12 protein-coding genes are annotated in these 15,290 nt (G+C 66.3%); 3 read left to right on the top strand and 9 right to left on the bottom strand.

Annotation, left to right across the window (positions count from 1 at the left end; all coding sequences use genetic code 11):
• Window positions 1–5 precede the first annotated feature (5 nt).
• The 3 genes from treZ to treY are packed head-to-tail and all read left to right on the top strand — an operon-like array spanning window position 6 to window position 6,942.
• Entirely contained in the window at window positions 6–1,877 is a 1,872-nt protein-coding gene (gene treZ / locus WI26_RS27590) for a malto-oligosyltrehalose trehalohydrolase (protein ID WP_069227968.1), read from the top strand.
• Window positions 1,874–4,171, top strand: a complete 2,298-nt coding sequence (gene malQ, locus WI26_RS27585) for a 4-alpha-glucanotransferase (RefSeq protein WP_069227967.1) — start codon at window positions 1,874–1,876, stop codon at window positions 4,169–4,171. The genes treZ and malQ overlap by 4 nt, the downstream gene beginning before the upstream one ends.
• The gene (treY, locus tag WI26_RS27580; RefSeq protein ID WP_069227966.1) at window positions 4,168–6,942 is read left to right on the top strand and encodes a malto-oligosyltrehalose synthase; all 2,775 of its coding nucleotides are present in this window, start codon (window positions 4,168–4,170) and stop codon (window positions 6,940–6,942) included. The genes malQ and treY overlap by 4 nt, the downstream gene beginning before the upstream one ends.
• A gap of 65 nt (window positions 6,943–7,007) precedes the next feature.
• Here the strand turns inward: treY and arsN2 are convergent, their stop codons facing one another.
• From arsN2 to WI26_RS27540, 9 genes are all read right to left on the bottom strand, one after another.
• A complete protein-coding gene (arsN2, locus tag WI26_RS27575; protein WP_069227965.1) occupies window positions 7,008–7,436 on the bottom strand; it encodes an arsenic resistance N-acetyltransferase ArsN2 in 429 nt (142 codons plus the stop codon).
• 39 nt (window positions 7,437–7,475) lie between these two features.
• Window positions 7,476–8,198 (bottom strand): arsenical resistance protein ArsH, encoded by a 723-nt coding sequence (arsH, locus tag WI26_RS27570; protein ID WP_069227964.1) that lies wholly within the window; start codon window positions 8,196–8,198, stop codon window positions 7,476–7,478.
• A gap of 20 nt (window positions 8,199–8,218) precedes the next feature.
• Window positions 8,219–9,289, bottom strand: a complete 1,071-nt coding sequence (gene arsB / locus WI26_RS27565) for an ACR3 family arsenite efflux transporter (protein WP_059540807.1) — start codon at window positions 9,287–9,289, stop codon at window positions 8,219–8,221.
• Window positions 9,290–9,355: 66 nt separating this feature from the next.
• Window positions 9,356–9,850, bottom strand: a complete 495-nt coding sequence (locus tag WI26_RS27560) for an arsenate reductase ArsC (protein ID WP_069227963.1) — start codon at window positions 9,848–9,850, stop codon at window positions 9,356–9,358.
• Window positions 9,851–9,872: 22 nt separating this feature from the next.
• Window positions 9,873–10,208 carry an ArsR/SmtB family transcription factor gene (locus WI26_RS27555; RefSeq protein WP_059540809.1) on the bottom strand — a complete coding sequence of 112 codons (336 nt, stop codon included), beginning with the start codon at window positions 10,206–10,208 and terminating at the stop codon, window positions 9,873–9,875.
• Between the two features lie 442 nt (window positions 10,209–10,650).
• Window positions 10,651–11,664: a DUF746 domain-containing protein gene (locus tag WI26_RS27550; protein WP_236849377.1), complete on the bottom strand. Its 1,014-nt coding sequence runs from the start codon at window positions 11,662–11,664 to the stop codon at window positions 10,651–10,653.
• On the bottom strand, window positions 11,664–13,403 hold the full coding sequence (locus tag WI26_RS27545) for a ShlB/FhaC/HecB family hemolysin secretion/activation protein (protein WP_069227962.1): 1,740 nt from the start codon (window positions 13,401–13,403) through the stop codon (window positions 11,664–11,666). Before WI26_RS27545 ends, WI26_RS27550 begins: the two co-directional genes overlap by 1 nt.
• A 557-nt stretch (window positions 13,404–13,960) precedes the next feature.
• Window positions 13,961–14,236 (bottom strand): hypothetical protein, encoded by a 276-nt coding sequence (locus WI26_RS32470; protein ID WP_155768838.1) that lies wholly within the window; start codon window positions 14,234–14,236, stop codon window positions 13,961–13,963.
• 9 nt (window positions 14,237–14,245) lie between these two features.
• On the bottom strand, window positions 14,246–15,151 hold the full coding sequence (locus WI26_RS27540) for a hypothetical protein (RefSeq protein ID WP_069227961.1): 906 nt from the start codon (window positions 15,149–15,151) through the stop codon (window positions 14,246–14,248).
• Window positions 15,152–15,290 lie beyond the last annotated feature (139 nt).

The raw sequence follows: 15,290 nt of genomic DNA, 5'->3' as shown, positions 1-15,290 counted from the left end.
CCCCCATGACGTCACGTACCGCCCATTCCTCCGGCACGCCCGCGTGTGTATCGACATTCGGCGCGACGTGCATCGACGCGGCGCACACGCGCTTTCGCCTGTGGGCGCCCGCGAGCCGCGCGGCTGCGGTCGAACTGCACGGCGAGCAGCGTATCGCGATGCCGGCCATCGGCGACGGCTGGTTCGAGGTCGTCGCGCCATACGGCCCTGGCACGCTGTACCGCTTCCTGCTCGACGACGGCCTTGCCGTGCCCGATCCCGCGTCGCGCTTCCAACCGGATGGCGTACATGGCCCGAGCCAGGTCGTCGATCCGTCCGCGTACCGCTGGCGCAACGACGCGTGGCGCGGCCGGCCGTGGCACGAGACGGTGCTGTATGAACTGCACGTCGGCGCATGTGGCGGCTATGCGAACGTCGAACGGCGCCTGCCGGAGATCGCCGCGCTCGGCGTGACCGCGATCGAGCTGATGCCGGTCAACACGTTCCCCGGTACGCGCAACTGGGGCTACGACGGCGTGTTGCCGTTCGCGCCCGATGCGTCGTACGGACGGCCCGAGGAACTGAAGACGCTCGTCGACACCGCGCACGGCCTCGGGCTCCAGGTGTTGCTCGACGTCGTGTACAACCATTTCGGCCCGGAAGGCAACCTGCTGCCGCGCTATGCGCCGGAATTCTTCCGCGCGGACCGGCAGACCGCGTGGGGGCCCGCGATCGACTTCTCGCGTGCGCAGACGAGCGCGTTCTTCATCGACAACGCGCTGTACTGGCTCGACGAATTCCGTTTCGACGGCCTGCGCATCGACGCCGCGCATGCGATCGACGACGATGCATGGCTGCGCGAACTGGCGCGACGCGTGCATGCGTATGCGGGCGATGCGCGCCACGTGCATCTGGTGCTCGAGAACGAACGCAATGCGGCGAGTCTGCTCGGGCCCGGCGGCTTCGATGCGCAATGGAACGACGATTTCCACAACAGCGCGCATGTGCTGCTGACCGGCGAGCGCGACGGCTACTATCGCGCGTACGCCGATGCGCCGCTGCGCCATCTGGCGCGCACCCTCGGCGAAGGATTCGCGTACCAGGGCGAACCGTCGCCGCTGCACGGCGGCGCGCCGCGCGGCGAGTCGAGCGCGCATCTGCCACCCACCGCGTTCGTCTCGTTCCTGCAGAATCACGATCAGATCGGCAACCGCGCGTTCGGTGAACGGCTGCGCGCGCTCGCGAACGACGACGCGCTGCGCGCGGCCACCGCCCTGATGCTGATCGCGCCGCAGATACCGTTGCTGTTCATGGGCGAGGAGGACGGCAGCACGCAGCCGTTCCAGTTCTTCACCGACTATCGCGGCGAACTCGCCGACGCGGTACGCGAAGGCCGGCGCCGCGAGTTCGCCGCGTTTCCCGCGTTCGCCGATCCCGCCCATCGCGACGCGATCCCCGATCCGAACGACGTCGGCACCTTCGTGCGCTCGTCGCCCGGCCATGCGGATGAGGACGCGTGGCCCGACGCCGACGCGTGGCGGCGCTTCTATCGCAGCGCGCTAACCGTACGCGCGGCGCTCGTCACGCCGCATCTGCCGGGCACGCGTGCACTCGGCGTCGAGCTGCTGGCCAGCAACGGCGATGGCGCCAAGGAGGCGCTCGTCGCACGCTGGCGCCTCGGCGACGGCAGCACGCTGACGATCGCGTTCAATCCCGGCTCGCACGACGCAATGCTGCCCGCGCTGCCGGTCGGCAAGATCGTGTTCGAGACGCCGCCGCGCGCGCGCGATCGGCTGGCCGACGGGCGGCTGCCCGCGCGCACCTGCATCGCGTGGCGCGACGGCGCGGTCAACCACGATGCGCTGAGCCATCGCGCGAACGGGCATACGCGGCCATGACGACCGACGTCCCCATCGCCGAACTCGCGCGTGCGGCCGGACTGGAGCCCGACTGGATCGATGCCGGCGGCGTCGCGCGGCGAGTGGACGACGACGCGCTCGTCGCGCTCGTCGATGCGCTCGGCTGGCCGTGCGGCACGCCGATCGAGCGGATCGACAGCGCGGCCGCGCTCGTCGACGCGCACGACGCGACGCCGTGTGTCGTGACCGGCGACGCCGGCGTGCCGCTCAAGCTGCCGCGCGGTGTCGCACCGCCCGGCGCGCGCTTCCGGATCACACTCGAAACGGGCGGCCACGTCGACGGGCGCGTGACCGGCGCGGGCGAATACGGCACGCTGCCGCCGCTCGCGCTGGCCGGCCATCACGTGCTCGACATCGGCGAGCAGCGGATCGGGCTTGCGATCGCGCCGCCGCGTACGCGGCCGTTCGACATCTGCGACGACGCACGGCGCCGCTGGGGCATCGCGGCCCAGATTTACAGCCTGCGCCGCACGGGCGACGACGGCGCGGGCGACTACACCGCGCTCGCCGGCCTCGCCACGCGTGCGGCGCGGCACGGCGCGCACGCGGTCGCGACCAGTCCGACGCATGCCGAGTATCCGGCGCTGCCCGAACACGACAGCCCGTATTCGCCGTCGTCGCGGCGCTGGCACAACGTCGCGTATCTCGACTGCGATGCGGTGCCGGGAGCCGATATCGTGCGGCGAACGAGCTGTGCGGCGCCGGGCATGCCGAACGCAGGCGACGCGCCGCTGATCGACTGGCCGCACATACTGCCGTTGAAGCTGCGCCGGTTGCGCGCGTGTTTCGATGCGTGGCGCGCGAACGGCGCGCCGTCGCAAGACGCGTTCGAGCGGTTCCGCGCGGCGGGCGGTGCGGCGCTCGACGCGCATGCGCGCTTCGACGCGCTGCAGGCGTTCTGCATCGAACACGGGATCGGCGCGGACTGGCGGCAATGGCCGGCGCAGTGGCGGATGCCGGCGTCGCCGGAGGTCGACGCCTTCGCCCACGCGCATGCCGAGTCAATCGCGTTCCATACGTTCCTGCAATGGTGTGCGTCGGACGCGCTCGGCAACGCGCAGCGCGCGGCGCGCGATGCGGGGATGGCGATCGGGCTGCTCGCCGATCTCGCGGTCGGCTCCGATCGCGCAGGCAGCGACGCGTGGGCGCACGGCACGACGTTGCTGCGCGGCGTGTCGCTCGGCGCGCCGCCCGACCTGTTCAATGCCGACGGCCAGGCGTGGGGCGTGACGACGTGGACGCCCGCCGCGCTGCGCGCAAACGGCTTCGCGCCGTTCGTCGAGCTGTTGCGCGCGGCCTTCGCGCATGCGGGCGGGATCCGCATCGACCACGTGCTTGGCTTCGCGCGGATGTGGATCGTGCCGGAGGGCCGGTCGCCACGCGACGGTGCGTACCTGCGCTATCCGCTCGACGACCTCGCGCGGCTGGTCGCGCTGGAGGCCGCACGGCACCGCGCGGTCGCGATCGGCGAGGATCTCGGCACGGTGCCGGCGGGTTTTCGCGAGCGGCTCGGTGCGCAGGGTATCGCGGGAATGCGTGTGCTGTGGTTCGAACGTGAAGCGGATCGCGCGTTTCGGCCGCCGTCGGCGTGGGATCGCGACACGATCGCGATGACGTCGACGCATGATCTGCCGACAGTGGCCGGCTGGTGGCGTGGTGTCGATCTCGGCTGGCGGCGCGTCGTGGCCGGGGCGGGCGCGGATGCGGATGCCGATGCGGCCACGCACGCGCGCGCGGCTGACCCGAGCCACCAGGTGCGGCGCGCCGCGAGTGCGCGCGATGCCGGCGACGACATCGGTCGCGCCGCGGCCGCACACGGCTCGGATCACGATGCGCGGAACGAACCGGTCATGCGTGACGATGCATTGGCCTCGGATCACAGCCACGACGCGCGTTCCGCGCAGAACACACCGTCATCCGCGCCCGATTTCACCGCCGCCGAGACCGAACGCGCCACTGAACGCGCGATGCTGTGGCGCGCGCTGCAGCACGCGGGCTGCGCACCGGCCGGCGATCCGATCCCGCCCGCCGATACGCCGCCCGTCGGCGCCGTTCTCGCGTACGTCGCGCGCAGCCCGTCGCCGCTCGCGATCGTGCCGCTCGAGGATCTGCTCGCACTGGCGGAGCAGCCGAATCTGCCGGGCCCGCCGCGCGGACATCCGAACTGGCTGCGCCGGCTGCCGCGCACGGTCGACGCGCTGTTCGACGCCGACGTGCGCACACGCATCGCGGCGATCGAGCGCGCACGCCACGCCCCGGAGGATGACGGATGACGCCGCGCGCAACGCTGCGATTGCAAATGCACGCAGGCTTCACGTTCGACGACGCGGCCGCGCACGCGGACTATTTCGCGCGGCTCGGCGTGAGTCACCTGTACCTGTCGCCGATCACGACGGCCGAGCCCGGCTCGACGCACGGCTACGACACCGTCGACCATCGCGCGATCCGCGGCGAACTCGGCGGCGAAGCCGGTTTTCGCCGTCTCGTCGACGCGCTGCGCGCGCGCGGCCTCGGCGTGATCGTCGATATCGTGCCGAACCACATGGGCGTTGGCGGCGCATCGAACGGCTGGTGGAACGACGTGCTCGAATGGGGGCCGGCAAGCCCGTACGCACGCTACTTCGACATCGACTGGCATCCGCCCGATGCAGCGCTCGACGGCAAGGTGCTGCTGCCCTGCCTCGGCGCGCCGTACGGCGATGCACTCACGGCCGGCGACATCACGCTCGGCGCCGATCCGTCCACCGGGCGCTTCTTCATCGCATGCCCGGGCCGGACGCTGCCGGTCAACGTCGCGACCCATGCGGACATCCTGCGCATCGCGAATCGCGCCGACCTGAACGCGCTCGCCGAACGCTTCGACGCAGCATCGGCGCGCGGCAGCACACGTATCGCGGATGCTCACAAGGCGCTGCGCGATTACGCCGCAGCGCAAGGCCCTCATGCGTTCGACGCAATTTTGCGCGGCGCCGATCCGCGTCGCGCGCGTTCGCGCGCATGCCTGCACCGGCTGCTCGAACGCCAGCACTACCGGCTCGCATGGTGGCGCACGGCCGCCGACGAACTGAACTGGCGGCGCTTCTTCGACATTGCGACGCTCGCGGCCGTGCGCGTCGAAGACGAGACGGTGTTCGACGCGGTGCACGCGCTGCCATTGGAGCTTCGTGCCGCGGGCTTCATCGACGGCCTGCGCGTCGATCACGTCGACGGCCTCGCCGACCCGCGCGCGTACTGCCGGCGGTTGCATGCGCGGCTCGCCGCGCAGCGCGACAAGCGGCCGTATGTCGTCGTCGAGAAGATCCTCGCGCCGGGCGAAACGCTGCGAGAGGACTGGCGCGTCGATGGCACGACCGGCTACGACTTCATGAACGACGTCGCCGCGCTGCTGCACGACCCGGCCGGCGCCGCGCCGCTCGCCGCGCACTGGGCAGCCGTGTCGGGATCGGCGCGCTCGTTCGCGCAGGAAGCGGTGGCCGGCAAGCGGCGCGTGCTGACGCGGCAGCTTGCCGGCGAGCATGAGCGCGTTGCGCGGGCGTTGCATCGCATCGCGCGCGCCGCGCCCGCGACGCGCGACATCAGCCGGATTGCGATCCATCGGGTGCTGGGCGAACTCGCCGTGCATCTGCCTGTATACCGGATGTACCCGACGCCGGGAGACGAGCCGACCGGCGCCGATCGTCGCGTGCTGGCGCATGCGTACAGCGCGGCGTGCGCGGCGATCGATCCGTCCGACCGCTATGCGCTCGATCGCGTCGCCGGCTGGCTCGGGCTGCCCGGCACGCGCGTGCCGCGCGCAGACGCCGCTGCGCTGCACGCGGCGCGTGTCGCGTTCGCGCAGCTCACCGCGCCGCTCGCGGCAAAGGGGGTCGAGGATACGGCCAACTATCGCTACGGGCGGCTGCTGTCGCGCAACGAGGTCGGCGCCGATGCTGGTGATTTCAGCCTGTCGCGCGGCGCATTCCATGCACGCAACCGGCGTCGCGCGCGCACCGTTCCGCACACGCTCGTCGCGACCGCGACGCACGATCACAAGCGCGGCGAGGATGCGCGCGCGCGGCTCGCGGTGCTGAGCGAAGTGCCGGACCTCTGGCGCGCGGTATCGCTCGACTGGTCCGCGTTGAATCAGCCCCGGCGCGGCGCCGCGCATCGCGATCTTGCATGGACGCCCGCGCCTTGCGCGGAGGCGATGCTGTACCAGACGCTGGTCGGCTGCTGGCCGCCGGGGCTCGCGCCCGACGATGCTGCCGGACTCGCGGCGCTCACGGAGCGCGTGGTGCGCTGGCAGACGAAGGCGCTGCGCGAAGCGAAGCAGCATACGGACTGGCTCGCGCCGAATGCGGACTACGAGCGCGCTTGCGAGGCGTTCGTCCGCGCGATCCTGACGCCGCACGGCACGGGCGATTTCGTGCATCGGCTGCATGCGTTCATCGCGCGGATCGCGCCGGCCGGCGTCGTCAACAGTCTCGCGCAGGCGGCATTGCGAATGGCGTCGCCGGGTGTGCCCGATCTGTACCAAGGTACCGAGTCATGGGATCACTCGCTCGTCGATCCGGACAACCGGCGCGACGTGCCGTTTGCGAAACTAGCGGCCGAGCGGGTCGACGAGCCGGTCGCCGCGTACCTGCGCGACTGGCCCGATGCACGCGTGAAGCGTGCACTCGTCGAGCGGATGCTCGCGCTACGCACGCGCTGGCCGGCGACGTTCGCGGATGGCGCGTACGTGCCGCTGCGCGTGCGCGGAAAACTCGGGCGGCATGCCGTGGCGTTCGCGCGCCGCGATGAAACGGCGACGGTCGTGGTCGCGGTGACACGGCTCGCGTGCCGGCTGCTCGGCGAAGCGCCCGCGCTGCCGCGCGTGGAACCACGGGAATGGGGCGATACGGCCGTGATCGTGCCGCGCGGCGCGGGCGAGCGGTGGATCGACTGCCTGGGCGACGGAAGCGAAGTCGCGGCGCCGGATGGCGTAATGCGGCTCGATCGCTGCCTGGCCGCATTGCCGGTTGCGGTGCTGGTGTCCGCCGATACGAAGGAGCTGCAGCCGTGACAGGTTTTACGCGAACGCAGCCAGCGCGCCGCGGCGCCCTTCTCACGGCATTCCGGCCTATTCGCTCAACATGCCAGCAACATTGCGGTGGCCGTGTCCGGACATACGCGTTGAAACTGGCTGGACGCCAGCAGTGGGCGCGGTACATCCTCACGGGTGACGCGCACGAAACCGAAACCGGCGAAATAGTCCTCCGCGGTCGTCGTCAGCAAGCCGATCGAATGGACCGAGCGCGCGCGGCAGGTCGCAATCAGCCGCGCAACGATCGCGCGGCCGACGCCGTTGCCTTGCTCGGCGGGTGCGACGGCGATCGACCGGATCAGCGCGAAGTCTCCGTGGTATTCGAGACCGCCGCATCCGCTCAAGCCGAGCGGATCGACGCGCACGACGAAGTGTTCCAGATGCTCGGCGACACCCGCGACAGGCAGGTTCGACGCGCGAAGCAATGCGTCGATCGCGGCCAGGTCGGATGACACGGCAGAGCGAAGTTGCATGACATCGACTCCCGATTGGACGAGCGATACCAGTACGATTCAGATCGCCCGCTGATTCACCCGCTTCGACAATTCCTCCGCGCTCTCCTTGCGCTCGCTGTACCGGTCGACCAGATACGGACCGATGTCGCGCGTCAGCAGCGTGAATTTCACCAGTTCCTCCATCACGTCGACGACGCGATCGAAATAGGCCGACGGCTTCATCCGCCCCGCTTCGTCGAATTCCATGAACGCCTTGGCCACCGACGACTGGTTCGGGATCGTCAGCATGCGCATCCAGCGTCCAAGCACGCGCATCTGGTTCACCGCGTTGAACGACTGCGAGCCGCCGCTGACCTGCATCACCGCGAGCGTCTTGCCCTGCGTCGGCCGCACGGCGCCGACCGACAGCGGAATCCAGTCGATCTGCGACTTCATGATGCCGGTCATCGCGCCGTGTCGTTCCGGCGAGCACCACACCATTCCTTCCGACCACATCACCAGTTCGCGTAGCTCGACGACCTTCGGGTGGCTTTCCGGCGCATCGTCGGGCAACGGCAGGCCGCTCGGATTGAACACGCGCACCTCGGCCCCCATCGCCGTGAGCAGGCGCCCGGCCTCCTCGACCAGCAGGCGGCTGAACGAGCGCTCGCGCAGCGAACCGTACAGCAGGAGGAAACGCGGAGCATGGCTGGAAGGCGACGCCGGCCGCAAGCGGCTTGCGTCCGGCACGCGGAAGAGTTCGGGGTCGAGTTGCGGCAGGTCGGTCATTCGATTTGTCATGGAAGGATTCCGTGGTTGGCTCAAGCGCGCTCGTACCAGCCCTTCGACCGGTTCACGATGCGCACCACCAGCAGCATCACCGGCACCTCGATCAGCACACCGACGACGGTCGCGAGCGCCGCGCCGGAGTGAAAACCGAACAGGCTGATCGCGGCCGCGACGGCGAGCTCGAAGAAATTGGATGCGCCGATCAGCGCGGACGGGCACGCGACGTTGTGCTTCTCGCCCACCGCACGGTTGAGCCAGTACGCGAGCGCCGCGTTGAAGAACACCTGGATCAGGATCGGCACCGCGAGCAGCGCGATCACCAACGGCTGCTTCAGGATCGCTTCGCCCTGGAACGCGAACAGCAGCACGAGCGTCGCGAGCAGCGCGGCGATCGACCACGGGCCGATCCTCGCCATCGCGGCATCGAACGCCGCCGGCCCGCTGCGCAGCAGCCGCTTGCGCCAGAGCTGCGCGAGAATCACCGGAATCACGATGTAGAGCAGCACCGACGTGAGCAGCGTCGCCCACGGCACGGTAATCGCGGACATCCCCAGCAGCAGCCCGACCAGCGGCGCGAACGCAATCACCATGATGCTGTCGTTCAGCGCGACTTGCGACAGCGTGAACAGCGGATCGCCGCCCGTGAGCCGGCTCCACACGAACACCATCGCCGTGCACGGCGCGGCGGCCAGCAGGATCAGGCCGGCGACGTAGCTGTCGAGCTGGTCCGCGGGCAGCATCGGCGCGAACAGCTGGCGGATGAACAGCCAACCCAGGAAGGCCATCGAGAACGGCTTGACGAGCCAGTTCACGGCGAGCGTGACGCCGATTCCCTTCACATGCTGCCGCACTTCATGCAGCGCGCCGAAGTCGACCTTCACGAGCATCGGGATAATCATCACCCAGATCAGCACCCCGACCGGCAGGTTCACCTGCGCGTACTCGATGCGGCCGATCCGCTGGAACAGGCCCGGCAGCAGCTGGCCGAGCGCGATGCCGGCAACGATGCACAGCGCGACCCAGACCGTGAGGTAGCGTTCGAAGAAATTGATTGCCGGCTTCGCAGCGGCGTTGCAAGGCGGGATGGTGTTGGACGTATTCATCGGACGGGTTCAATGCCGAAAAAGCGCAGGTGGCGCACGGGTTCGAGCGCGCCCCCGTGCGGACGCTCAGTTTCGCGAAATGGCGATCAATGCGGCCTGGAGTTCGGCGTCGCTCAACCGCTCGAGCGGCAACGCCAGCAGTTGCAGCATCCGGTAACCGATCGCCTCGCGCGTCAGCTCGAACGCGAGGCGCTTGCCTGCGTCGCCGCCCTCGGCGTTCGACGGATCGGCGTAGCCCCAGTGCACGTTCACCGGGCTGCCGGGCCAGTACGGGCAAGCCTCGGCGGCCGCGCTGTCGCATACCGTAATGACGATGCGCATCCGCGGCGCGCCGTCGCTGACGAATTCGTCCCAGCTTTTGCTGCGGTATCCGGTGATGTCGACGCCGGCGCGCACGAGCGCGTCGAGCGCGAATGGATTGAGCCGGCCGCTCGGCGCGCTGCCGGCGCTGTAGGCGCGCACGTCGCGGCCGAGTTTCGCGGCCCAGTGATTGAGCATGCCCTCCGCGAGCACGCTGCGCGCGGAGTTGTGGGTACAGAGGATCAGGACGTTGGTGGTCATCGGCGGGTGCGTGAACGTGTGCTTACGTTTGGTCGGGGCAGGCGGTCGAACAGGGGGAGACCGGCGCGCACGGATTGCCGCCGCAGCAGTTCTCGGTGAGGTAGCCGATCAGCCCGTTCATCGTCGCGAAGTTTGCGCAATAGAACACGAAGCGGCCTTCCTGGCGGCTCGTGACGAGCTGCGCGTGGGCCAGTTCCTTCAGATGAAACGACAGCGACGACGGCGGCACGTCGAGCAGCGTCGCGATTTGCCCGGCAGGCAGGCCCGACGGGCCGGCCTGCACGAGCGCGCGGAACACGGCGAGGCGTGACTCGTGCGCGAGGGCCGACAGGGCAGCGATGGTCTGGTTCGTTTCCATTTTTCGATAATAGTCGAAATGTGGAAACAAGAAAACCGGGGCTGGAGGTGCTCAGGGTGTCAATTGTTCGCTCCCTAATTCAAGGGCGTAATCAAACATAATCGATTTTGCACAGATCGGGCGACATATATTCATTTTTGTACGTCCGTAATCGATTTTGCACACGGAACGGCCGTCGATAATCGATTTTGCGCGCCGGCCGGAGCCGACTGACAGGAACTTGCATATGGCCGAACTGCCCGACAATCCAATTGGTGCCGCTTGGCTTGTGGCACATTGCGATATCAATCCGACGGCACGGCTTCCCCGTCATCAGTCGCTGGGGGGACGGTGCGCAACCGAAGTCGCCGATGGATATCGGCTCGAGACCTATCCGGATTCGATGCGTCCGGCAAACAACATCGCGGCTTCATCGGCAACGATTTGCAACCGGCCGTTGTGGTCAACCACCTCGCGCCGCATCGAAAACAGCCGCCCGCAGCCTGCACACGCCCACCCGCGGCCATCGACCTGCTGCGCACTGCCGACGCGACCGCAAAAACGGACGCGGCGTCGCTGCTGTCGGTTCGACGCCCAACCGGATTCGCGCCGAAAGACCGCCACTCGGTTCGAGTTGATCCGCAAATTCGATGAACATGTTGTGCCATTTCTGGACCATCCCGTGGCTCGTGCCGACAAGGCCCGCCACCTGCATGACCGACAACGGCAGCGACAGGTGCCGAATGAACTGGCGCATGCGCTCGAGCGAGCTCATCTTCGTATTGACGAACGGTGAGCCGCGGCGCCGGGTGAATTTGGTCCCGCAATTCGCGCATTTGAACCGCGGGAAGGCGCCGTTCGGGCATTCATCGAAACGCGTTTTGTGACTGCCGCAGTCCGGGCAACGCGGAGGCAGATGGCTGAGCGAATTCAGTTCGTCGAATTCGCGCGTCAGCCGAGCCGTCAAGGTAAAGTCTTCGCGCGCGCCGATTTCGTTGAAGGCCAGCGGCGCAGGTTCCAGTTCGGTGGGGCGGCCACCGAGCCTCACGCGGCGCTCCCACTTGCCGCTCGGGTCGAGCTGCAACAGCCACGCGCGCCAGACCACCACACGTTGGCTGATGTCGTTCGACAGGCTGCCCATGCGTTCACCCGCCTCCGTGCACGAGATCGGCTGCGACAGCAGGGACACGAACAGATCGAGTTTCTTGAGGTGCTTCTCGCCGAGCGGGGAGTCGGCGGTGCGACTGAAGTAACGCCGGCACGGCTGGCACTCGAACATCGGCAGTCGACCGATGGGCCGTGTTCGGAATCCGGCGCTGGTGACGTGGCCGCCGCCACAACGCGGGCAGCGGGGACGCGGTTCGTGACTCGCGGACAAGACCATGTCGAGCTGGGCGGTCAGAAGCGCCGTTAGTTCCTTGTCCTCGCCGGCGGTATCAGATCGGCGAAGTGCCGGGTTGCTCGATCGGGCCTTCATCAGAACTGGGCGGTTAGCTGGAACCCGAGTGTGACCCGGTTCGTCGGAAAGCCGGAGGGCTTGTACACCGGCGTGCCGGCAAACAGGTCGTAGCCGTAGCCGCCGAAACGCGTCGCGACGCTGCCCTTCACGCCGATCACCGCGCCCGCCAGTTGCGTGCCGACCAGCGCGACCGGCTGCGGGCCCCACACTCGACCGTAGTCGAGACCCGCGTAGACCGCCATCCCCGTCTGCCCGATCGGTGCCTGCAGTTCGTTGCGCCAGTAGAAACCGCGCGAAGCCGCCAGCATCGTCTCTCCATCGAAGCCGCGTACCGTGTAGCGGCTGCCGATTGTCAGATCGTCGATGTAATACAGCGTGTTGCCGGTGTACTGGCCGTGGAACGTCGTCACGTAACGTAACGGCTGCTGCGCGATCACAAACGGCACCGACAGGTTCGCATCGAGCACCGCCATCTTGTAGCGGTACGTCGGACCGCCGTCGGCAGCCAAGCTGTCGTCCTGCGCGCCGAATGCGCCGATGCCCTGACGGTACGCGAGCGTGCCGTCGAACTGCGCGTTGCCGAGGTAGTGGCGATCGGTCAGACCGAACTCGACGAACGTATTGTTGCGGCGCTGCTGCGGAATCTCGGTGTCTTCGATGAAGCTTTGCCCGAAGCGACGCGACAGCCGGAACTGTGCACCGAACACGTCGTTCTGGCTGCGCGACAGCACGCGATTCAGCTTGAAGTCGACCGTCTTCGAATTGCCGCTCGCGATGAAGTTCTGGTTCACGCCGGCGATCTGCTGGTAGTACGTGTTCGTATACGCCGAGAGCGTCGCGGTCCAGTAGCCCCACGGGATCGAATAGAAGCCGTTCCAGCCGTGCGAACCGAGCCGCTTGTCGCCGAACTCGAGATCCTGGCTCACGCCGATGTTGAAGATGTCGTTTAGGCCAAGGGGATTGTCGATGCCGAGCGACAGGTTGCCCTGCAGGCGGCCGGTCGCCCGCGTGCCCGAGTTGTCGATCGAGGCGACGACGGTCCACGGCTTGGCGCGCTTCACGTCGAGCACGACGTCGCTTTCGCCAGGCACGTCGGCCGGGACGATCTGCATCGACACGTCCTGGCTCGACACGCGTTTCATCTGCTCGAGGCCCTGTTCGAGATCGCGCAGGTTCAGCAGCTCGCCGTCGCCGGTCGGGAAAGCTGTTTTCCAGGTGCCGCGGAGCTTTTCGTCGGCGAAACGTACATGGCGGATTACGCCGGGGATCAGCGAAAACTTGAGGGTGCCGGTCGACAGATTCTGTTCGGGAAGCAGCACGCGCGTCGTGACGTACCCGCGCGCCAGGATCGCTTGCGACAGGCCCTTGACGAGGATGTCGAGCCCTTGTTTGCCGACGCACTGTCCGGCGTAGTGCTCGAGCCATTCGCGAGCGAAGGCGAAGCGGTCCATCGGCAACGCCGACGCGCCTTGCGACTTCAGAGAAGCAGGCAGCGCATCGGGTACGTCGAGCGCGAACCGATCGATTCGAAAGCAGGGCGTTTCCGACGGCAGCGTGGGATACCCAGCGCTTGCCACCACGTCCGGACGCACCCCGGGTGCGGTGACGATCCGCTCGCGTTCACGTGCCTCTTCTTGCTGTCGGGATTGCTGGTCGTTACCCGGAACGATCAGGCGCGGCGCTTCCTGCGCCGACACACTGGTCGCGATAAGCAACAGTGCTGCCGCAGCAGAATTCCCCCGGCGAATAGTTCTCATGTGTTTTTCGAATGTTTTATCGTGGATCACACTGTGTCACTCGCGCTATCGTTGCATCACTTCGAGACGATCAGATCGATCTGCGTTCGCCGCTCGCGGAGCCACCATCGCAGCACTTTCTCGCCCCGTGTGGATATCCTTCTTTTCGTTCGGCTGCAAATTCTGCTTGAAGTGAGAATGTGGAAGCGAAAAAATTATATTGTCCAATTAAGCTGTCGATTGCAGGCGGATCGCATAGGTAGCGCCGATCAAGATTGCAATAACGACGATCAGAAGCAGGAATACTCTAAATCTTGCTCGTCTTGTGGTTGGCCAAGTACCGCTCCAGTCCGCGCCACCAGAAAGAACGGCCAGCACAAGCGCAATAAGTATCGCAACCACCAGCGTTGCCTTCGCGATTCCCGTGAATAAAATCTCTACAGATCTGCGCAACCAAGTCGGACGGAACGGACTTTTGATCGGATCTCGTAGATTTGGCCCACCATCAAACAAACCTCCACCTCTATTTCACGAATTTTTATAATGAAATCAGCGGCCCTGAAAGCAAGTCATCTCTCTCAATTTCTGTGTGCAGAGCGCCCTAAAAACGCAACGAGAGTGATGGCAGCAGACAAGCCAACAAATACAAGCAGCGCAAAAGGGGTGAGGAATTCACCAAACCTAGATGCTGTAGCCTTAAAGCCAACGACCACGAGACCCGCCACAAACAACCCTAGATAGATAATTACTATCGAAGAAATGAAAACCTTCCAAAGGCGAAATTTTCCGAGAATCTTTCCGAAAACTGGCCCAAAGAATCCTCCTATAATGCCGCTTATGGATTCAATTGACATGTCTGCTCCTTACTGCTTCTGAGGTTCACCTGACTTCACAATTGCCTGCGCTGCTTTTCCTGCCGTTTGGCTTAGCGCAAGCCCGATTCCACGGATAACGACCCCCGGAATAGTCGTGATATTCACGATCGAATTCTGAATCCCTGCCCAGCCCAACATCGATGTAGTAAACATAGAGTTATAGGCTCCAAATGTCGTCGCAGTCGCCAGCCCGGCTAGTGAAAAATTCTGATTAAAACTATCGTAGAAGTTGTTCCCTTTCAGGGTTGCTAAGCCAGCACCGGCCACTGCCCCGCCCGTATACGTCGCACCGGAGACTGCTGCTCCAGTTGCTGCCGCTGTCGTCAGCGAGTACCCAGCCTGTGCAGCCTTATAGGCAGCAAACAGGTCTTGAGCATACGATAGCCCTGCCGATCCGCCGGCAATAATTTCTGGTGCGAGGCCTGCAGTAGCAAGGCCACCAACGATCACCAGGCCCGCGGTCGGGTTCGCCACTGATCCCGGTAAAGCACGCTGCTCCGGCGTCAACGTGCCGTCCTTGTTCCCAGACAAGAACGGGCTGTTGTACTCCGACGTCGTCGCCTGGAACAGCCCGCCCCCGTTCTGACTGATATACGCCACCGCTGTTGCGTCTCCTCCCGGCCCCTTGCTCGCCGCTGCATCCACCAAACGATAGCCGTTCGCCAGAAGCATATTCTGCGCCTGCTCCGCAGTGAGTGACTTGCCAGTCTTTTCTTCATAGAACTTCGCGAAGTCCTTCGCCTTATCCTTCGCCCACTGTCTTTCGTCAGGGTGGAGCTGCCGATTAAACCGATCAACGTTGTATCCCGAGAACGCCCCCGATTCCCCACCCACTGCCGCACCAGCCCCCGTCGCAAGCGCGTTCGCCACGATGTTGCCCAACGCCTGATTCATATTGGCGTGGCCAGTCGGATCGCTGCCAGCGATCGCGCTGCTCAGTTCATTCAGCTTGCCTGATGCGATCGACGCGATCGCCGCACCGGCTGCGCCACCTATCTAATAAATCTCTCTAAATGATCATTTCATTCAGAAT

This window comes from Burkholderia diffusa (assembly GCF_001718315.1).
In the GTDB taxonomy this organism is placed as follows: Bacteria; Pseudomonadota; Gammaproteobacteria; order Burkholderiales; family Burkholderiaceae; genus Burkholderia; species Burkholderia diffusa_B.
Note: the sequence above shows the minus strand (reverse complement) of the source record. Positions and strands in the feature narration are given on the sequence as shown.